Genomic DNA, 21,011 nt, shown 5'->3' with positions numbered 1-21,011 from the left:
CGTGTAGGGCTGCCGTTGGATATGCACTGCGTTTGAGGGCCTCTTCGCGGGCTTGCCGCGAAGAGGCCGGCGCAGTCAACCTCAGACCAGGCGAGAGAGCATGTCCTCGGCTTCCTGGCGCTGGCTGTCGTCGCCGTCCTTGACCACTTCGTCGAGGATGTCGCGCGCACCCTGGCTGTCGCCCATGTCGATATAGGCACGGGCCAGATCGAGTTTGGTAGCCACTTCGTCACTGCCGGAGAAGAAGTCGAAGTCCAGGTCGTCCAAAGGCTCGGGCTCGGGCTGCGCAACCGCGTCCTCGCGGGTGAAGTGCGGCTCCAGCGATGGCGATTCGAGGCTCTGCGACAGCTTGTCCAGCTCGGCGTTGACGTCGTCCAGCTCCGAGGCAAAGCGCTTGGCTGCGGGCGAGTCGTCTTCCAGCGACAGGGACAAGTCGAAGTCCGACGGCATATCGAACTCGGACACTGGGTCAAATGCCGGCTCGCTGTCGAAGGCGGCCAGTTCGGCGGCGACATCAACCGGTTCTTGCGCCAGCGCGTCAGGAGCAGCTGGGGCAACCGGCTCGCTGATATCGAGGTCGAAATCAGACAGGTCCACGGCAGATTGTGGCTCAGCCTGAGCCAGCATGGCCTCGAAATCAGCGTCGGCGCTGTCTTGCAGCTCGGCATCCACGGCGAACGGCTGTTCTTCTGGCTGAGCGTCTTCCAGCTCTGGCTCATCCAGCACAGGCTCGGCGATGACCAACTCGTCGGGCACAGGCTCCTGGGCCATCGGCTCATCCAGCAACGGCGCTGCCAGCGGGTCTTCCTCGGGCAGGTCTTCACCCAGGCTCAGGTCGAATGCGCTGTCCAGATCCTGCTCATCCAGGCCCGAAGCATCGAGTGTCGGCACGTCATCGAAGGCCTCCAGCTCTGCTTCAGGCTCTGCTTGCGCGACAACCTCGGGTTCGGCCTCTACTTGTGGCTCGAACTCAGGCACCTCGTCAGGCACCACATCCGCAACCACCGGGGCCTCGGGCTCGTCGTGCAGCAGCTCCTGCACGTACTGTTCATCCATCTCGGCAGCCAGCGCCGCCGCACCCAGGCCGGCAGCAGCCAGGCCGAGCATGGCAGGATAACGCTCTTTCAGCCCGGCGACTTCGGCAACGTTCTGCTCGCCGGCCGACAGCTGGCGCTCCTGCTCGGCGAACGCGCTCTGGTCACCCTGGCGAGCGTACACATCCATCAGCTTCAGACGCAGGTCGTCACGCTCCGGCGCTGCGGCCACAGCGGGCTCCAGCAGGTCGGCGGCGCGATTCAGACGGCCTTCGGCCAGGCACTGATCGACTTCTGCAAGCAGTGCGGCGTGCGGGTCTGCTTGTGGTTCAAGCTCGGGCTCTGCCTCGGCAACGGGTGCCGACACTTTTTCCGCAGCGACAGCGGCGGCGGCGGAAGCTGCGACCACAGCCGGCGACAGGGTCACGCTCGGTTCCGAGACTTCGACGCCATCGAGGCTCTCGGTATCGCTGTCGAAGCCTGTGCCCTGCTCTTCTTCCAGCGCACGCGCCATGCGCAGGTGCTTTTCAGCTTCTTGCTGGGCCTTGCGCTTGCGAGCCAGCAGCAATAGCAGAAGCAGCAGCACCAGGAACGCGCTACCGGCGATCAGCCACAGCAACAGCGGGTTGCCCATGATTTCGTCGACAACTCCTTGCGACTGGGCGGCAGGCGCCGGCTTGGGCGCGGTGGCGGCGGCAGGTGCCGGCTTGGCCGCTGGCGGCACGCTCGCCGCCGCAGGGGCCGAGGCCGGTGCAGCAGCCGCTGGGGCCGGCGTGGCTGCGCCTTGGGCTTCAAGGCGGGCCAACTGGTTGTTCTTCAGCTCGATAAGACGCTGCAGCTTGTCCAGCTGGCTCTGCAGGTCGCTCATGCGGCTCTTGAGTTCTTCATTGTCGCGGCGGCTGGTGTCAAGGCTTTCCTGGGCCACCGCCAGCTTGTCATTCAACGCCTTGGCCTGGCCGGCACCGGCCTGGTTGCCCGGGCTGACCAGGCGCAGGTTGTCGCCTTGGGCGATACGCGACGGCGCGGCCTCGGCAGCGCCACGGCGGGTGGCATCCAACTGGCGCGCACGCGGCCCCAGGCGGCGGCCTTCTCGCCAGGCGGCATATTGTTCGGCCACCTCGCTGTTCGCCTCGGCCTGCGCAATGTTCTGGATCTGCTGCTGGTCGGGCAGGCGCAGCACCTGGCCAACCTTCAACTGGTTGATGTTGTTGCCAATGAAGGCGTCCGGGTTCAACGCCTGGATCGCGATCATGGCCTGCTGGATAGAGCCACCCTGGGTGTTGCGCGCGGCAATTTGCCACAAGGTGTCGCGGCGCTGGGTGGTGTAACTGCTGGCACCGGTTGTAGCCGGCGTGACATTGCCCGCCGCCGGTTTGTCGCCCTGGGCCTTGGCCTGGTCGAGCAACACGCTGTAGTCACGCAGCAGGCGGCCCTGCGGCCACATCACCTGGACCAGAAACTTGACCACTGGCCCTGGCAGCGGCTGGCTGGAAGTCACCCGCAGCACGCTCTTGCCGTTGGGGTTGATCACCGGTGTGAAGGTCAGGTCTTCGAGGTAGGTCGGAAATGCCACCCCGGCCTTGCTGAACTCTTCCGGTGGCGCCAGGCTCGGCGCCACTTCGGCGGCTTTGAGGTCGCGCACGTCGAGCAATTCGATCTCGGCGTCCAACGGCTGATTCTGTGCCGACTTCAGGGTCAGCTCCCCCAGGCCCAGCGCATTCGCCATGCCAGACGACAGCGCGGATGCTGCAGCCATGGCCAGAACCAGTTTGCGAATTCGAAGCATGACCTCTTCCTTTGTATGAATCGTCCCGAAACCTGCATGCGGAGCAGGACAAAAGTGCTCGACAGTATCTTTTACGGCATGTGTTTAATCAACAATTGCGCCACTTGCACGGCATTGAGTGCGGCGCCTTTGCGCACGTTGTCGGTGGTCAGCCAGAGGTTGAGCTGCTGGTCTTCATCAACACCGTGACGTACACGACCAACATAGACCACGTCTTGGCCCACTGCGTCACCTACCGGGGTCGGATAATCATCACGCTCCACCAGCTCAACACTTTCGGCGCTCTCCAGGGCCTGATTGACCGCTTCCAGGTCAACCGGGCGACGGCTCTGCACGGCCACACTGAAGCTATCGCCGAAAAACACCGGGACTTGAACACAGCTCACGGAAATCTTCAGTTCAGGCAGCCCCAGCAGCACGCGCAGCTCGCTGACCAGCCGGCGCTCCAGTGCCGTATGGCCCTGTTCATCGGCAGCACCGACCTGGGCCAGCAGGTTGAACGCTACCTGGCGGTCGAAGAAGCGCGGCTCCAGCGGCCGGGCGTTGAGCAGTTCGGCGGTTTGCCGGGCCAGTTCGCTGACCGCTTCACGGCCTTGCGCAGACACCGCCAGCGCGGCCATCACCTGTACCCGCTCGATGTCCAGCAGGCCCTTGAGCGGCGCCAGCGCGACCGCCAGGGCAACCGCCGCCGAGCACGGGCTGACAATACGCGCCGGCAGGGCCAGGCCCGTCAGGCGTTGCGCGTTGGCTTCAGGCACCAGGGCCAGGCCACCGTCCAGCTCACCGGACAGGTCGATGACCGTGCAGCCCGCCTGCAGCGCCTTGCCGGCAAAGCTGCGGCTGACGGCGGCGCCAGTGGCGAAGAAAGCCAGTTTTACCTGGGCGAAATCGAAGCTGTCGACCTCGCGCACCTTCAGCTTCTTGCCGGCGAACATCACGCTGCTGCCTGCCGACTCCATACTGGCCAGCAGGTGCAGGGTGGCGACCGGGAACGCCAGTTCTTCGAGCACCTGTACCAGGGTTTCACCGACGCTGCCGGTGGCGCCGACGACGGCGATATCGAATGTAGGGTTCATGATGCGGTCTGCCTCTGGCGAAACGGGAGCGGCACTTTACTCGCATTGCCCGATCGAGGCCAACGCCGTCGCTAGGCTGGCAGTCAGAACTGCTTCTCCAGCTTGAGGCTGACGCTGTTGCGCTCCCAGCTGTACAGCCAGTCGACGTTGCTGTTCACCTTGTTGTACTTGAAGGTCAGGCTGGGTACCAGGTCGTGGAAGGCCAGGCCCGGTGCGCGCACGATAAAGGTATAGCCCTGCTCCTCTTCATGACGCCGGTCATCGAGCAAGGCACTGTAGGCGTCGTACTGGCGGGTGCGCCAGGAGGCGAACAGCACAGTGCTCAGGCCGATGTCGAAGTCCTTGGCAACGCCCAGGCGCAGGCCCCTCTGGAAGTAGGCTTCGGTAGCATCGCGGGTGTTGCGGTCGGTGAGGTCGAAGCCGCCGAACAGCACCCACTGCTGTGGCAGGGCTTGCCACAAAGTGGCGTACACGGAGGCTGCGCTGCCGTCATAGGTGTCCGCGGCCTGGCGGCGGTAGGCCATGTCCTTGTATTCGCCTTCCAGCTTGAGCATGCGCGTGACCGAAAGGTTGTGCATCCATTCACCGCGCAGGCCCCAGGCTGAGTACATCGGGTCACTGCCAATGCGGTTGTATTCGAACTGTGGGCCCAGGCTGTACTGGTTGCGCCCGTCCTGATAGCTGTAGCCGGTGTTACCGATGAAGGTGTCTTCGTTGTACTTGCTCTCTTTGTCGTAAGCCTGCCCGTAGGCGAGCGCCCGGCCGAATACGCCATGGTGGCCGGACAGCGCTACGCGCTTGTTCAGTGTGGCTTCGTAGTCGATGCCTTGTGCCGACACTGCCTTGGGCATCTTGCGCTCGACCAGGTACACCCCGTCACTGGTTTCCAGGCGGTAGTGGGTGGTGCTCTCCGAGGACTGGTTGAGGTTGTCGTTCCAGGTCGGGCCGATGGCAAGCGAGCCTTGCCAGCTTTCGCGGTGGTCCAGCGCCTCGATGAAACTGTCGACGGTATTGCCCAGGCCCTGGTTGCGCGCATCGGCTGGGCCCAGGCTTTGGCTGATCTGACGGAAAGCCTCAGCTGACTCGCGGTCCTTGCGGTTTTCGAACAGCACCCGGGCCAGTTCGAGCTGGCCGGGAGAAAGTCGCCCTGCAACGTCAACAACTGGCGGTAGTGCGCCTCGGCTTGCTCCAAGTCGCCACGCGAGCGAGCCAATGCGCCATCGGCGTAGGCCAGCAGCATCCGGTCGTGGCCTGGCAGCGCGACGTAGCGGGCGCGGAATGCAGTCACAGCCGCCCATTGCTGGCGCTGCACCGAAACATAAAGGGCACGGCCCAGGTCATCAAGGTTGTTCTCTACCCGGTACGTCTGGCCATCGATGACCAGCGTCGTGCCAGCGATTTCGTCCTTGAGCAGCTCTCGCTCCTGACGGTTGGCGCGGTATTCAATGCTCTGGTTCAGGCGCAGGTTGGTGTCCTGGTCGGCCAAAGCAGTGAGGGGGAAAGAAAGCGGGAGGGACAGCAACAAGACGTAATGCAGGCGTGAAGGCTGGGGCATTGCTTGGCTCTCGGGGGGCCTTGAAATAGCTGCAATCAGGGCCGCAAGGCGGCCCTGATGCACTTAACTGACCAGCATCAAGCGGGTCGGCTTACTTCTTCACACCACCGAACGCGGTGTCGTAGTTACGGTTTTCGAACTTGGCGATACCGGCCAGGGAAGCGGCAGCGCCCGCGCCGAAGAAACTGCCCTGAGTGGTGCCCTTGGACAACTGCGCGTTGTTGGTCGGGTTGAGTGCCAGGGCCGCGCCAGAGAAGGCAGCGGTCGATTTGTCGATGTTGGCCGCCAACTGGACTTTCAGTGCACCGTTAGCCAGGTTACCGGTCAGGGTCGGGGCAGCAGCGCCGAAGCTCGCAGTCAGGTCACCCGACAACAGGTTGCCACCGGAGTAGTTGCTGATGCCCTGGACGGCATAGGAAACGTTGGTGGTCGGCAGCACGCGCCCCGTGGTATCACCGGAGTAGTAGACGACGCGGGTCGGGTCATTGTTGGTACCGTTCTGCGACCATTCGCCGAAGTAGACTTGCTGGGTGGAAACCTGCTTGAAGTCAAAGTTACCCAGGGTAGCGTGCGATGGCGGCATCATGGCTGTAGTGATAGTGGTCACACCATGGGTATCAGCCGCGACCATGCCCTTGAGGCCGCTGAACGCAACTTTCGTACCGTTGTAGAAAGCCGACACACCCACGGCAGGCGCGCCCGCTTCACCGGGATGATTGGTAGAGTTGCCTTGGGCGCCACCCACTACGATGGCGCCTGTGTAGCTCTGCCCCGAGGCGGTGTCAGCCTGCGCAACACCAGCCAGACCCAGGAGTGCAACTGCAAGTACGGAAACATTGAACGCTTTCATTTCATAATCCATTGATAAGTTAATAGTATCCAACACACAAGCACGTCCGACGTTCGGCGCCGTTCACCCGTCCATAATCAATTCACCTCAGAAGTTTGCTGTTAAACCGATTTTCAGTGTTCGGCCTGGTGCGGGCATGGCCGACCGGGTCAAAGGGTCCAAATAATAGAGATTGGTCAGGTTGGTGCCGACCAACTCGACACTCACGTCGTCGGTGAGCTTGTAGTTGACATACGCGTCATAGGTCACAATGTCATCCCAGGACAATGGCGTATTCAGGTAGTAACTAACCATGGGATTACCGCTGTAGTTACTGTGAAACTTGCTGTCATGTCCCTTGTAGTAAATGACACGCCCACCCACTTCCAGGCGACGGTCAAGGAAACGTGCGCCCAACCCAAGGTTGGCGGACCATTCAGGCATTGCCATACCCACCAGGTAACCACCGATAAAGCCGTCATCCACGCAGTTCGGGGTAGCGCCGGTGGCGTCCAGTTGCATCGCCGAGTTTTCATCGCACACTTCATTCTTGAGCACATGCGCCACGCTCAAGTCAGTGAAAAAACCGCCATTATCGTATCGGCCTTGTAACTCAACGCCTGCGGTAGTTTGTTTCTCTATATTGGAGAACACCAACTGCGGGCTACGCTCGATGACGTCATTGGTCGTGTTGTGATAATACGTTAGCTTTACATCCGCCTGCTCACTGCCCCACCAACCACTCAGGTTATGGATATAGGCGACTTCATAGTTATGCGCATGTTCAGGCTTCAAGTCCCATGGCGTCAGCGAAGCCGAGAAACCAACGGTACTTTCGAACATGCTTGGGTAACGGATCGCTTCGCTGTAACGAAGGTAAAATCGGCCGTTCTCCGACGTGTAGAATGTGGCGGACAGGTTGGGCACCCACCCCTGATCCTTGCGGTGCCGCGCAGAGGTATCGACTGCCTGATTGACCAGATTACCCTCACTGTCGACAGCATCTGCAGCACCGCTGTACAGGGCAGCGCTGCATGTCACTATTTCCTCGCCAGCGGCTGCAGCCGCGATGCACGGGTTGTTACTACGCTGATACTTTCCCTTGCCGTCATGCGCCCAGTGTTTTTTCTGGTCCACATCGAGAACGTACGGCGTACTCGCTTCAATAGATGCCTTATCAGCCTGCCGTTCGGCTTCGCTATAGCCGAACATGTCCCAGAACATTTGTGCGAATTGAAGTTTTTCATCCACAACTGCGCGCCACTCCTCCTGCGACAGCTGTTTACGCGTGGTATACCAGAGCTCTTTACCGCTTGGGACAACCTGAGTACTCACGCCCGTGTCACGCTGCTGACGCTTGAGAAAATCATCGAACGACCAGTACGAGGAGTAGCGCCCACCCGCTGTGAAGCGTGCAAAGGAAACGGGCTGCCAATCGAAGTTGAAGTTGTATTCCTGCTCTTCGCGACGCCCGGCCCTGGGAAACAGACGCGTTGCCGAGAACGTGGTCGGGTCATAGATGCTGTCGCCCGAACTTAGCTTTTCATGCTGGTAGCTCCCGCCCAACGTCAAATCCAGGCTGTCGAGCAACTTCAACTTGTTGCTGACCGTGAGCCCGGCCCGGTCATGCTTGGCATTGGCCACAGCGGTATTACGAAACTCGCGATTCTGCGCCGTGGTTTCGTTGGGAACGCCACCCGAACTGTAGGTATCGCTGACGGTCCGGGTCATCCACAAGTTCGAGTAGAAGTCGACCCAGCGGTTGTCTTCTGGGTTGAGCTTGTACTCCACGTTATAGGCCTTGCTGTCTACATGGCTCAGCGGCCACTGCGGCACGCCGTAGGTCGCGGCATCATAGGTACTCCCCGGTGTGAAAAATGAAATACGCGAGGGCAGGATCTCGCCATACAACGAGTCAGTGGCACGGTAGCCAAATTCCAGGCGCTGGCCCTCGTCGATCTTCCAGGTAGCCTTGGCCAGCCACGACTCCATCTTGCTGGAACTGTTCGGTACTTCATCGCCAGGCTTGTAGATGCGCGCCAGATTGGGCACGTAGTCCCACTTGCCATCCACCAACTCGCCACTGGCGTAGTAACTGCTCTTTTTCTTGCCCGCGTAGTGGTTGCCCTTTCCCGGTAGGCGTAGGCGCCCATCAGGTCGAAATGCTCCTGGCGCGTACCCAGTGCCAACCGGTAGGCCTTGTCGTCGCTCGACAGCAGGTCGTTGCTGCTACTGGTGCGCGGGTGCTTGTACAGCGACGGGTCGTAGTACGAATTGATCGGAATGTACTGGTAATCCGCACCGGGCATCTGCCCGGTCATCAGTGTGGGCAGCTTCGGGGATACCGAATTGTTGCTGCCCTCGATCTTGAACTCGCCGCCGAATGCTTCGCCCTCCTTGAGGATGTCATCGACGCTCAGGGTATTGGCCACCACCGCGCCGCCGACACCGCTGTAGACATTGCGCTCCAGGTTCGGCCCCTTGATTACCTTGATCGAACCGATCAGGTTGGGGTCGATGTAGTTGCGGTTGTTGGCCCCCATGTAGCCGCGGTACACGGTCAGCGCCTGCTCGGTGCCGTCGATGGTCAGCGGCACCCGCCCAGGGCCCTGGATGCCACGTACGTTCGGGTCCAGCGCACCGCTGTTGCGGGCGTCGCCGCTGTAGACGTTGAGCATGCCCTTGAACACGTCGGCGGGGGCGGCGCCCTTGTAGCGCTCGATCTGCTCCTTGCCGGCGTAGACGGTGGAAATGTCCTGGTCGTAGATGTCGCTGTAGCCCTTCTCGTCCCGCGAGCGGCCGTCACGCTGGCCGTACACGTAGGTCGGGTGAAGGTCATCGGTGCCAGCGCTGGTGGCCGATTGCAGGTGGATCACCGGGCGGTCGGGCCCGCCACTCAGGCTGAAGCTGATCGGCAAACCACTCAGCAATTGCTTGAGCGCACCTTCCAGAGAGAAACGGCCCTGTACCGGGTTGGCGTACAGGCCATTGAAGGCCTCGCCGGTCAGGTAAAGCTCGGCGCCCGCCTGGCGTGCCAGCTGCAACATGGCATCTTCAAGTGCCCCGCCCTTCACATCGAATTGATGGTACTGGCCGGCCTGGCTGCGTGCGTCGCCAGCCGGGTCGGTGGCGGCCATGGCAGGCAGTACCGGCGTGGCGCCGCAGCAGGCCAACAGTGCCAGCTGAATCCCCAGGCTCAGCGTTCCACGTTGGGGGGCAAGACGCCCTGAAGCTCCCTTTGACATCGTTTCCAAGCACCCTAGCTAAAGACAAATAAGAGTTATTTGCATTCATTAACGTGCGAAGCTGGAAAACACAGTAGAGCGATATGATCTATTAAATGGTTTTTTTAGATCAGTAAATCAGCATTAGACCTGGAAGCTCCAGCACCCGGGCATGTGCCTGCCTGGCCAACTGCCTCAGGGAGTCATCGACGTGGTCGACCCGTGCCACGGCATTCACCGGCAGGCGCCGCAGCGCATCGCCGCGCACCAGCGTCAACCCTGCGCGATAACGGCCTAACTGCTCGACTGCCTGGGCCAGGGTCTGCTGGCGCAGCACCACCCTGCCCTCCTGCCAGCTGGCCAGTTCCTCCGGGGATTGCTCCAGTGGCTTGAGCCCGGCATGTGGGCCGAAATACAGACTGTCGCCTTGCTGCAGCACGGCAGATGCCGAAACATCGTCCAGGCCATGGGAAACCAGGTTGATTTCAACGCTGTGCTGCAGCACGCCCACCCAGCCAGAGCGGTCATCCCTGTCGACCGCGACCAGATAACGAGTGCCACGAGCGGTGATGGTTGCCCCTGGCGTGCTGACAGTGAAGGGTCGTGGCTCCGCTTCGCCAACGGGTGAAGGGCTGAAGACTGCCTCGCCGTGCTTGAGGCGCACCATACGTCGCTGGCCGTCATACGCGATGCTGAGAATACTGCGGCTGCCCAGCACAAGCTGGCTACCATCGCCCAATGTGACATGGCGCACTTCGCCATAGCCGGTCTGGTAGTCGGCGCCCAGGCCCTGCACCCAGAATGGCGGTGCCAGCCACAACCAACAGGCCATCGCGAATCCGCTGAGTACGCCACCACTGGCCCATGGCCGTTGCCATATAGCCTGTAGCCAGCCCTGCGGCCCGGCGGCGCGAGCTGGACGCGGTGGCCGCACATACCCCTGACGCAGCGCCGCACTGGCTTGCCAGGCGCGGTCGAAGCGCTGGGCGACGGCAGCATGCCGGGGGTCGGCTTCCAGCCAACGCCGATAGGCCGCTTGCTCGGCGGGACCGAGGCGACCTTGGCGGTGTTTCATGACCCAATCGGCGGCCTTGCGCTCGATCGGGTCAACAGGTTCTGAGGGGTTCACGGTGCGATGTTTGCTGCCTGTTGGTGTTTTTCTGGTAGCCCGGCCAGGTCAGCGCCTGGTCTAGTGATCAGGCTCAAGCCCTCGGCCGATCCTGGCCAGGGCACTGGCCAGGTGTTTTTGTACGGAACTTGTGGAAATTCGTAAATACTCGGCAGCCTCTTTGTGCGTCATGCCCTCCACCCGGCACAGCAGGAACACGTTGCGGGTGCGCTCGGGCAGCAACTCCAGGGTTGCGTGCAGGCGCTCAAGCTCTAATGCGCCCAGGGCCTGGTCCTCTGGCGAACTGGCTTCATCGATCAGGCCGTCGAAGATACTGGCCGGCTCGGCCTCGTAGCGCTTGCTGCCATAGCGCCGATGATGGTCGATCATCAGGTTGTGGGCAACGCGGAACAGGTAGGCCGGGGTCGCGAGCAGCCGCTCTACTCCATCCATCTGTGCCAGGCGCAGGAACGTTTCCTGGACGATGTCCGCTGCCAGGCTGGGCGTGCAGTTCTTGCGCAGCAGGTAGCGGTGCAAGGCGGTGGCATGTTCGTTGAAGAGTTGTTCCAGCACGTCAGCACTTTCCTATGCTCAGGCAAACTGGGGAGGCCGATTATAATGAGAATATTTCTCGTTAAGCCAGGCATTTTGCCACTCCAGGACGCCGCTGTTACAAAACAAAAAAAGCCTGGCAGAAGGCGATTTTTGTAGGAGCCGCGCCGCATGCTGGTAATAAAAAACCCGCGCTGTCACCAGCGCGGGTTTTTAGTCAAAGCAGAGCGATCAACGCTCCAGCAGAATCCGCAGCATGCGGCGCAGCGGTTCGGCGGCGCCCCACAGCAGCTGGTCACCCACGGTGAACGCGCCCAGGTACTGCGAACCCATGTTCAGCTTGCGCAGGCGGCCAACCGGGATGTTCAGGGTGCCGGTGACCTTGGTTGGGGTCAGTTCCTGCATGCTGATTTCACGCTGGTTAGGCACCAGCTTCACCCATGGGTTGTGCTGGCTGATCATGCCTTCGATGTCGGCGATCGGCACGTCTTTGTTCAATTTGATGGTCAGCGCCTGGCTGTGGCAACGCATGGCGCCGATTCGCACGCAGATGCCATCGACCGGGATCGGGCTCTTGAAACGGCCGAGGATTTTGTTGGTCTCGGCCTGTGCCTTCCACTCTTCGCGGCTCTGGCCGTTCGGTAGTTCCTTGTCGATCCACGGGATCAGGCTGCCAGCCAGCGGCACGCCGAAGTTTTCGGTCGGGAACGCTTCGCTGCGCATGGCCTCGGCAACCTTGCGGTCGATGTCGAGGATGGCGCTGGCCGGGTTGGCCAGGTCTTCGGCAACGGCGGCATGGGTGGCGCCCATCTGCTTGATCAGCTCGCGCATGTTCTGCGCGCCGGCACCCGAGGCCGCCTGGTAGGTCATGGCGCTCATCCACTCGACCAGCCCGGCTTCGAACAGGCCGCCCAGGCCCATCAGCATCAGGCTGACGGTGCAGTTGCCGCCGATGTAGTTCTTGGTACCGGCGTCCAGCTGCTGGTCGATGACCTTGCGGTTGACCGGGTCGAGAACGATCACGGCGTCATCCTGCATACGCAGGGACGAAGCGGCGTCGATCCAGTACCCCTGCCAGCCGGCTTCACGCAGCTTGGGGAAGACCTCGTTGGTGTAGTCGCCGCCCTGGCAGGTCAGGATCACGTCGAGGGTCTTGAGTTCTTCAATCGAATAAGCGTCCTTCAGTGGCGCTGTATCCTTGCCCACGTTCGGGCCCTGGCCGCCAACATTGGAGGTAGTGAAGAACACCGGCTCGATAAGGTCGAAGTCCTGCTCCTCCAGCATCCGCTGCATGAGCACGGAACCGACCATACCGCGCCAACCGATCAGACCTACACGTTTCATCGCAACTACACCTTTGCTAAAAGTGGGCCGCCACCGGGAATTTTGGGTGGCGGGCCAGAGAGATTACAGATTCCGCAGCGCTGCGACTACTGCGTCGCCCATTTCCTGCGTACCAACTTTGCGGCAGCCTTCGGAGAAGATGTCGCCGGTGCGCAGGCCCTGGTCCAGAACCAGGCTCACGGCCTTCTCGATCGCCTCGGCGGCAGCCGACTGATTGAAGCTGTAACGCAGCATCATCGACACCGACAGGATGGTCGCCAGCGGGTTGGCGATGCCAAGGCCTGCGATGTCCGGCGCCGAGCCGTGGCACGGCTCGTACATGCCCTTGTTGTCGGCATCCAACGACGCCGAAGGCAGCATGCCGATGGAACCGGTCAGCATGGAAGCTTCATCCGACAGAATGTCACCGAACATGTTGTCGGTCACCATCACGTCGAACTGTTTGGGGGCACGAACGAGCTGCATGGCCGCGTTGTCGACGTACATGTGGCTCAGTTCCACATCCGGGTAGTCCTTGGCCACGTCTTCGACCACTTCACGCCACAGCTGGCTGGAGGCCAGGACGTTGGCCTTGTCCACCGAGCACAGCTTCTTGCCGCGCACGCGGGCCATGTCGAAGCCGACACGGGCAATGCGGCGCACTTCGCTCTCGCTGTAAGGCAGGGTGTCGTAGGCCTGGCGCTCGCCGCCTTCCAGCTCGCGCTGGCCACGCGGGGCACCGAAGTAGATACCACCGGTCAGCTCACGAACGATGAGGATGTCCAGGCCCGAAACGATTTCCGGCTTCAGCGACGAGGCATCGGCCAGTTGCGGGTAGAGGATGGCCGGGCGCAGGTTGGCGAACAGGCCCAGTTGCGAACGGATTTTCAGCAGGCCGCGCTCCGGGCGAATGTCTCGCTCGATCTTGTCCCACTTCGGGCCACCCACGGCGCCCAGCAGCACGGCATCGGCCTGGCGCGCACGCTCCAGGGTTTCGTCGGCCAGTGGCACGCCGTGCTTGTCGATGGCGGCACCGCCGATCACGTCGTGCGCCAGGCTGAAACCGAGCTGGAACTTGTCGTTGGCCAGCTCCAGCACCTTGACCGCTTCGGCCATGATTTCCGGGCCGATACCGTCACCTGGGAGAATCAGAATCTGCTTGCTCATGCTTTCCTCTATCCATTCACGCGGTGCGGCCAAACGGGCCCCACCGAAAAGTGCTTAACGCTCGGCCCACAGCACCAGCACATCGGTGCTGAACGAGCCATCGGCCTCGATTTGGTAATACTGCCGTACTTCTTCGCCCATGGCTTGCTGCAATTGGCGGATGGCCACTCGCATCGGTTCTGGGGTGCGCATGCGCTCTACCCAGGTGTTCCACTCCAGGCGCAGCGGCTGACGGGTGTGGCTGCGCACATGCAGGCCGGCTTCGCTGACCTGGCGCTGCCATTCGGCGGCGGAGTAGTCGCGCACATGGCTGGTGTCGCGCAACACTTCGACCGTTTGCAGGTAGGTGTCGAGCAACGGGCTGCCCGGCGACATCACGTCGATGAACGCCGCCACGCCACCCGGCTTGAGCACCCGGCGCACTTCGCGCAGGGCCAGGCCCAGGTCGCTCCAGTGATGGGCCGAGTAGCGGCTGAAGACGAAGTCGAACGAGGCATCGGCGAACGGCAGGCGTTCGGCGGCGCCGCGCTCGGTGGCGATATTGGCCAGGCCGCGCTCGGCAGCGGCGCTGGCGACCACGTCGAGCATGGATTGCGAGAGGTCGTAGGCGACCACCTCGGCGACCAGCGGGGCGACGTGGAAGCTGACATGACCGGCACCGCAGCCCAGGTCCAGCACGCGAGCATGGGCCTGCCCTGCCAGCTCGGCTTGCAGCAGGGCAAACTCACTGCCCTGGGCGTGCACGGCGCTGCTGAGGTAGGCGTTGGCCTGTTCGCCGAACTGGCGTTGGACCACGTCGGTGTGGGTGGTGCTGGTCATGGGAGCATTCCTTTCGATTGTCATCACCAGTGCCGGCCTCATCGCGGGACAACCCCGCTCCCGCAAGGCCAGCACTCACTGCTATATCACTCAGGCATCACGGAACAGCCAAGGCTGCCCGGCGCGGTGCTTGCCTTCGAAGGCCTTGATCGCATCGCTGTCCTGCAAGGTCAGGCCGATATCGTCCAGGCCGTTGAGCAGGCAGTGCTTGCGGAACGCGTCGATCTCGAAGTGCAGTACCTTGCCATCCGGGCGAGTCACTGCCTGGGCCTGCAAGTCGATGGTCAGTTGGTAGCCGGGGTTGGCTTCGACCTGCTTGAACAGCTCGTCCACTTCCTCATCGCTGAGGATGATTGGCAGCAAGCCGTTCTTGAAGCTGTTGTTGAAGAAGATATCGGCAAAGCTCGGCGCGATGATGCTACGGAAGCCATACTCGTCCAGCGCCCACGGGGCGTGCTCGCGGCTGGAGCCGCAACCGAAGTTCTCCCGCGCCAGCAACACGCTGGCACCCTGGTAGCGCGCGTGGTTGAGCACAAACTCCTGGTTGACCGGGCGCTTGCTGTTGTCCTGGTAGGGCTGGCCCACGTCCAGGTAACGCCACTCGTCGAACAGGTTCGGGCCAAAGCCGGTGCGCTTGATCGACTTCAAGAACTGCTTGGGGATGATCTGGTCGGTGTCGACGTTGGCACGGTCCAACGGCGCGACGAGGCCAGTGTGCTGGGTAAAGGCTTTCATGCTGCGCTCCCTTGGATCAACTCGCGGACATCGATGAAATGGCCGGCTACCGCAGCAGCGGCGGCCATGGCCGGGCTGACCAGGTGGGTACGACCACCGGCGCCCTGGCGGCCTTCGAAGTTGCGGTTGGAGGTGGACGCGCAATGCTCGCCGCTCTCCAGGCGGTCCGGGTTCATCGCCAGGCACATCGAGCAGCCCGGTTCACGCCATTCGAAACCGGCTTCGAGGAAGATCTTGTCCAGGCCTTCACGCTCGGCCTGGGCTTTGACCAGGCCCGAGCCCGGTACGACGATGGCTTGCTTGACGCTGGCGGCCACCTTGCGGCCCTTGGCGATTTCCGCCGCGGCGCGCAGGTCTTCGATACGCGAATTGGTGCACGAGCCGATGAACACGCGGTCCAGTTTGATATCGGTGATCGCCTGGTTGGCGATCAAGCCCATGTACTTCAACGCACGCTCGATCGAACCACGCTTGACCAGGTCGGCTTCGGCAGCCGGGTCCGGTACGCGCTGGTCGACGGCCAGGACCATCTCGGGCGAAGTGCCCCAGCTGACCTGTGGCTTGATCTGGCTGGCATCCAGCTCGACCACGGTGTCGAACACGGCGTCTTCATCCGACACCAGGTCTTTCCACGATTCGACCGCTTGCTTCCATTGCTCGCCTTTCGGCGCGTACGGGCGGCCTTCGACGTAGGCAACGGTAGTGGCGTCGGTCGCCACCAGGCCCACACGGGCACCGGCTTCGATGGACATGTTGCAGATGGTCATGCGGCCTTCCATCGACAGTTCGCGGATGGCGCTGCCAGCGAACTCCATGGCGTGGCCGTTGCCACCGGCCGTGCCGATCTTGCCGATCACGGCCAGCACGATGTCCTTGGCGGTAACGCCGGCTGGCAATTGGCCTTCCACGCGCACCAGCATGTTCTTCATCTTCTTGGCGACCAGGCACTGGGTGGCGAGCACGTGCTCGACCTCGGAGGTGCCGATGCCATGGGCCGAAGGCACCGAAGGCGCCGTGGGTGGAAGTGTGCGAGTCACCGCAGACCACGGTCATGCCCGGCAAGGTGGCACCCTGCTCCGGGCTGATGACATGGACAATACCTTGGCGCTCGTCATTCATCTTGAATTCGACGATGCCGTATTCGTCACAGTTCTCGTCGAGGGTCTGCACCTGCAGGCGCGACACCTGGTCGACGATGGCCTCGATACCGCCCTTGCGCTCTGGCGTGGTCGGCACGTTATGGTCGGGCGTGGCGATGTTGGTGTCGATGCGCCACGGTTTGCGGTTGGCCAGGCGCAGGCCTTCGAAGGCCTGGGGCGACGTCACTTCGTGGATGATGTGGCGGTCGATGTAGATCAAGGACGAGCCGTCATCACGGCGCTTGACCTCATGGGCTTCCCAGAGTTTGTCGTAGAGCGTTTTGCCAGCCATCAGACTGTTCCTCATCAGCGTCTTTCTATGCCAAAGACCCCTTGGCTTGTACGGACGATGCTAGGGGGTTAGATTGAATAACTCAAATTCATAATTTTTATGCTTTGGATAACCCAAAGGAATACAAAACCATGGACCTGGCCAACCTCAGTGCCTTTATCGCCATAGCCGAAACCGGCAGCTTTTCCGGCGCGGCTGAACGCCTGTTCCTGACCCAGCCGGCCATCAGCAAACGCATCGCCGGCCTGGAACAGCAGTTGGACGTGCGCCTGTTCGACCGCCTGGGCCGCGAAGTCACCCTGACCGAAGCCGGGCGCGCCCTGCTGCCACGGGCCTACCAGATCCTCAACGTCCTTGATGATACCCGACGGGCGCTGACCAATCTGACCGGGGCCGTGAGCGGTCGCCTGACCCTGGCCACCAGCCATCACATCGGCCTGCACCGCCTGCCCCCGCTGCTACGGGCGTTCACCCGTCAATACCCGGCGGTGGCGCTGGATATTCAGTTCATGGATTCGGAACAGGCCTACGACGAGATTCTGCATGGCCGCGCCGAAATTGCCGTGATCACCCTCGCGCCCGAACCGCATCACCTGGTCAAGGCCGTGCCGGTGTGGGACGACGCCCTGGACTTCGTCGCCGCCCCCGAGCACCCACTGGCCAGCAACCAGGCGGTCAGCCTGGCTGACGTCGCCCGCCACCCAGCGGTATTCCCCGGCGGCAATACCTTTACCCACCATATTGTCCAGCGCCTGTTCGAAAGCCAGGGCCTGACGCCAAACATCGCCATGAGTACCAATTACCTGGAAACCATCAAGATGATGGTGTCGATCGGCCTGGCCTGGAGCGTGCTGCCACGCACCATGCTCGACGAACAGGTTGCACCCATCGCTTTGCCCGGCATACAGCTGTCGCGCCAGCTAGGCTACATCTTGCACACGGAGCGTACGCTATCGAACGCGGCCAGGGCATTCATGGCCCTGCTCGACAGCCACGCAGGGCCCGCCTGACCGGCCGTCAGCCAGGTATTTCCGATTCCAAGGACGCGTCATACGCCAAAGGTCTGGTACCGATGCCCAAATCAGCAAACCGCTTTTTGCGCCTGCCGCGAATACCTGCGGCTGATCCCCAGGAGTCCGAGCAGGCCTGGCAGAACGCGCCACAACTGCTGGCCGCGCTCAACGGCGCGCGCCTGGGCGCCTGGCTGTGGGACATCGAAAGCGGCAGGGTCAGCTGGTCGCGGGGCACCCAAGCCCTGTTCGGCTTCGATCCGCAGCGGCCACTGCCCGCCGATATCGATTACCTGGACCTGCTGCCCGAGGAGGATCGCGCCCGCACCCGCCAGGTGTTCCAGGCGGTGTTCAACGGCGAGCCCGTGGAGCAGGCCATGCGCCACCGTATCCGCTGGCCGGACGGTAGCCTGCACTGGCTTGAGATCAACGGCAGCCTGACCCACGACCCGCAGGGCCGGCCGCAGATGATCGGGGTGATCCGCGAAATCACCCGCCAGCGCGAACGGGAAACGGCGCTGATCAATTCGGAAAAGCGCTTCGCCACGCTGTTCCACCTCAGCCCCAACGCTATTTTGCTGACCCGTCGGCACGACGGCATGATTTTCGAAGTGAACCAGCATTTCGAGGACATGTTCGGCTGGCCCGGCAGCCAGGTGATCGGCAAGACCAGCCTGGAGTTGGGCCTGTGGGTCAACCCCGAACAGCGCCACCAGGTCATGGAATCCACCCGCGCCAACGGCGGCCCGCTGATCATGGAGGTGCAGTTCCGCGCCACCAGCGGCAAAGTGCATGACGGCATCCTCTGCACCCAGGGTATCGAGCTGGAGGGCGTGACCTTCCTGATCAGTACCTTCGTCGACACCACCGAACGCAAGCGCGCCGAGCAGGCCCTGAAAGACAGCCAGGAGCGCCTGGACCTGGCCCTGGACTCGGCGCAGCTGGGCACCTGGGACTGGCACATCCCCAGCGGCATGCTCTACGGCTCGGCCCGCGCCGCGCAGCTGCACGGCCTACCGCCGATCCCCTTTCATGAATCGTTCGATGCGTTTTTCGAAGGGGTACCGGAGCAGGAACGCAATTCGATGCGCCAGGCCTACCGCAGCCTGCGCGAAGGGCCTGCGGGCAATTACCAGATTACCTACCGGGTGCAGCTGGAAAGCGGCATTTCACGCTACATCGAAAGCCGCGCGCGGCTGTACCGCGACGAGCAGGGCAACCCGCTGCGCATGGCAGGCACCCTGCTCGACATTACCGACCAGGTGGAACGCGAGCAGCGCCTTAGCGCCTCGGAGGAGAAGTTTGCCAGCCTGTTCCAGGTCAGCCCCGACCCGATCTGCGTCACCCGCCAGGACACGGGCCAGTTCATCGAGATCAACCCGGCATTCACCCAGACCTTCGGCTGGAACGGCGAACAGGTACTTGGCCGCACTGCAGAAGAGATCGGCCTGTGGGCCGAGTCCATCGAGCGCGCGCAACGTATCGAGCGAGTGATCCGCGAGCAGGCCCTGAGCAACGTTGCCGTGGTGGTCAATCACCGCAATGGCGCGCCCCTGACCTGCGTGATTTCCAGCCGCCTGATCACCGTCGACGACCAGCCCTGCAGCGTTACCACCCTGCGCGACATTACCCAGCAGCAACGTGCCGAGGCCGCGCTCAAGTCCAGCGAAGAAAAGTTCGCCAAGGCCTTCCACTCCAGCCCCGACGCCATCACCATCACCGAACGCCACAGCGGCCGCTACCTGGAAATCAATGACGGCTTCTGCCGCCTGACCGGTTACAGCGCAGCCGAAGTGGTGGGCCACACGGTGTACGAGATCGGCATCTGGGCCGACGACAAGCAGCGCAGCGCACTGCTGGCCGAACTGCGCGAGCGTGGCCGGGTGCACCACCGCGAGATGCTCGGGCGCAACAAACGAGGCGATATCCTCACCGTTGAGGTTTCGGTGGAACCGATAACCCTCAATGAAGTGGACTGCCTGCTGCTGAACGCCCGCGACGTCAGCCAGCTGAAGAACGCCCAGGCACAGATACGCCACCTGGCCTACCACGACCCGCTGACCAACCTGCCAAACCGTGCCCTGCTGATGGACCGCCTGAGCCAGCAGATCGCCCTGCTCAAGCGCCATAACCTGCGCGGCGCCCTGCTGTTCCTCGACCTCGACCACTTCAAGCACATCAACGATTCGCTGGGCCACCCGGTGGGCGACACCGTGCTGAAGATCATCACCGCCCGACTGGAGGCCAGCGTGCGCCTGGAAGACACCGTGGCGCGGCTGGGTGGCGACGAATTCGTGGTGCTGCTCAGCGGCCTGGAAGGCAGCCGCGAACTGGTGGAAGAGAAGGTGCGCGAGCTGGCCGACACCCTGCGCGAACTGCTGGCCGAGCCGATGTCGCTGGATGGCCAGCGCCTGCAGGTGACACCCAGCATCGGCGTGGCACTGATCCCCGACCACGGCGCCACGCCGGCCGACCTGCTCAAGCGTGCCGATATCGCCCTGTACCGGGCCAAGGACTCGGGACGCAACACCACCCAACTGTTCCACACCACCATGCAGAAGGCCGCCAGCGAGCGCTTGCGCATGGAAAACGACCTGCGCCTGGCATTGGCCCGTGGCGAACTGGCGCTGCACTTCCAGCCGCAGGTGGATGCCCGCGACAACCGCATTGTCGGCGCCGAAGTGCTGCTGCGCTGGCACCACCCTCAACTGGGCCAGCAACCGCCCGCACAGTTCATTCAGGTGCTGGAAGAAAGCGGCCTGATCCTTGAAGTTGGCAGCTGGATTCTCGACGAAGCCTGCGACGCCTGCGCCCGCATGCTGACCGACGGGCTGATCGACGCCGATGACTTCAGCCTGTGCGTGAACATCAGCCCCAGGCAGTTCCGCCAGAACGACTTTGTCGGCCGGGTGCTGCGCAGCCTGGACGACTATCGCCTGCCGCGGCATATGCTGAAACTGGAAATCACCGAAGGCATTGTCATCCAGAATCTGGAAGACACCATCAGCAAGATGCGCGAACTGAAGCGCTACGGGGTGAGTTTTGCCATGGATGACTTTGGCACCGGCTATTCCTCGCTGACCTACCTCAAGCGCTTGCCGGTGGATGCGTTGAAGATCGACCAGACCTTCGTGCGCGATGCACCGATCGACCCCAACGACGCCGAAATCGTCCGCGCCATCGTCGCCATGGCCCGCAGCCTGGACCTGGCGGTGATTGCCGAAGGGGTGGAGCTGACCGAACAGCTGGAGTTTCTCGAACGGCTGGGCTGCCACCTGTACCAGGGCTACCTGCACAGCCGGCCGCTGCCGTTGCCGGAGTTTCGGCAGATGCTACTGGAGGCGCCCGCAGATTATTGAGCC

15 protein-coding genes and 1 pseudogene are annotated in these 21,011 nt (G+C 62.5%); 3 read left to right on the top strand and 13 right to left on the bottom strand.

Annotated features, from left to right (window positions below):
- Positions 1-81 precede the first annotated feature (81 nt).
- From AB5975_17780 to AB5975_17770, 3 genes are all read right to left on the bottom strand, one after another.
- A complete protein-coding gene (locus AB5975_17780) occupies positions 82-2,820 on the bottom strand; it encodes a FimV/HubP family polar landmark protein (protein XDR18487.1) in 2,739 nt (912 codons plus the stop codon).
- A 71-nt stretch (positions 2,821-2,891) separates the two neighbouring features.
- Positions 2,892-3,896: an aspartate-semialdehyde dehydrogenase gene (locus AB5975_17775; protein ID XDR18486.1), complete on the bottom strand. Its 1,005-nt coding sequence runs from the start codon at positions 3,894-3,896 to the stop codon at positions 2,892-2,894.
- An 83-nt stretch (positions 3,897-3,979) separates the two neighbouring features.
- Positions 3,980-5,008: a surface lipoprotein assembly modifier gene (locus AB5975_17770; GenBank protein XDR18485.1), complete on the bottom strand. Its 1,029-nt coding sequence runs from the start codon at positions 5,006-5,008 to the stop codon at positions 3,980-3,982.
- A 134-nt stretch (positions 5,009-5,142) separates the two neighbouring features.
- Here AB5975_17770 and AB5975_17765 point away from each other — a divergent pair, with 134 nt between their 5' ends.
- The gene (locus AB5975_17765) at positions 5,143-5,439 is read left to right on the top strand and encodes a hypothetical protein (protein ID XDR18484.1); all 297 of its coding nucleotides are present in this window, start codon (positions 5,143-5,145) and stop codon (positions 5,437-5,439) included.
- 103 nt (positions 5,440-5,542) lie between these two features.
- Here AB5975_17765 and AB5975_17760 read toward each other — a convergent pair whose 3' ends face one another.
- The 10 genes and pseudogenes from AB5975_17760 to leuC form a co-directional block, all read right to left on the bottom strand.
- Positions 5,543-6,301: a Slam-dependent surface lipoprotein gene (locus AB5975_17760; protein XDR18483.1), complete on the bottom strand. Its 759-nt coding sequence runs from the start codon at positions 6,299-6,301 to the stop codon at positions 5,543-5,545.
- A gap of 87 nt (positions 6,302-6,388) precedes the next feature.
- Positions 6,389-7,492, bottom strand: a complete 1,104-nt coding sequence (locus tag AB5975_17755; GenBank protein XDR22989.1) for a TonB-dependent receptor — start codon at positions 7,490-7,492, stop codon at positions 6,389-6,391.
- A gap of 605 nt (positions 7,493-8,097) precedes the next feature.
- Positions 8,098-9,525, bottom strand: coding sequence for a TonB-dependent receptor plug domain-containing protein (locus AB5975_17750; GenBank protein XDR18482.1), 1,428 nt, complete (start codon positions 9,523-9,525; stop codon positions 8,098-8,100).
- Between the two features lie 109 nt (positions 9,526-9,634).
- Positions 9,635-10,633 carry a FecR domain-containing protein gene (locus AB5975_17745; GenBank protein ID XDR18481.1) on the bottom strand — a complete coding sequence of 333 codons (999 nt, stop codon included), beginning with the start codon at positions 10,631-10,633 and terminating at the stop codon, positions 9,635-9,637.
- Positions 10,634-10,693: 60 nt separating this feature from the next.
- A complete protein-coding gene (locus AB5975_17740) occupies positions 10,694-11,185 on the bottom strand; it encodes an RNA polymerase sigma factor (protein XDR18480.1) in 492 nt (163 codons plus the stop codon).
- 210 nt (positions 11,186-11,395) lie between these two features.
- A complete protein-coding gene (gene asd / locus AB5975_17735; protein ID XDR18479.1) occupies positions 11,396-12,508 on the bottom strand; it encodes an aspartate-semialdehyde dehydrogenase in 1,113 nt (370 codons plus the stop codon).
- A 63-nt stretch (positions 12,509-12,571) separates the two neighbouring features.
- On the bottom strand, positions 12,572-13,654 hold the full coding sequence (leuB, locus tag AB5975_17730; protein XDR18478.1) for a 3-isopropylmalate dehydrogenase: 1,083 nt from the start codon (positions 13,652-13,654) through the stop codon (positions 12,572-12,574).
- Between the two features lie 54 nt (positions 13,655-13,708).
- The gene (locus AB5975_17725) at positions 13,709-14,473 is read right to left on the bottom strand and encodes a class I SAM-dependent methyltransferase (protein ID XDR18477.1); all 765 of its coding nucleotides are present in this window, start codon (positions 14,471-14,473) and stop codon (positions 13,709-13,711) included.
- A 90-nt stretch (positions 14,474-14,563) separates the two neighbouring features.
- On the bottom strand, positions 14,564-15,208 hold the full coding sequence (leuD, locus tag AB5975_17720) for a 3-isopropylmalate dehydratase small subunit (protein ID XDR18476.1): 645 nt from the start codon (positions 15,206-15,208) through the stop codon (positions 14,564-14,566).
- Positions 15,205-16,639: pseudogene (leuC, locus tag AB5975_17715) on the bottom strand (3-isopropylmalate dehydratase large subunit). Before leuC ends, leuD begins: the two are co-directional and overlap by 4 nt.
- A 131-nt stretch (positions 16,640-16,770) precedes the next feature.
- Here leuC and AB5975_17710 point away from each other — a divergent pair.
- Together AB5975_17710 and AB5975_17705 are read left to right on the top strand one after the other, a co-directional pair.
- The gene (locus tag AB5975_17710; protein XDR18475.1) at positions 16,771-17,649 is read left to right on the top strand and encodes a LysR family transcriptional regulator; all 879 of its coding nucleotides are present in this window, start codon (positions 16,771-16,773) and stop codon (positions 17,647-17,649) included.
- Positions 17,650-17,711: 62 nt separating this feature from the next.
- A complete protein-coding gene (locus tag AB5975_17705) occupies positions 17,712-21,008 on the top strand; it encodes a PAS domain S-box protein (protein XDR18474.1) in 3,297 nt (1,098 codons plus the stop codon).
- Positions 21,009-21,011: the final 3 nt, after the last annotated feature.

The sequence above is a fragment of the Pseudomonas putida genome (assembly GCA_041071465.1).
Lineage (GTDB): Bacteria > Pseudomonadota > Gammaproteobacteria > Pseudomonadales > Pseudomonadaceae > Aquipseudomonas > Aquipseudomonas putida_P.
The sequence above is the reverse complement of the archived record's forward strand: the minus strand, read 5'-3'. Positions and strand labels throughout refer to the sequence as shown.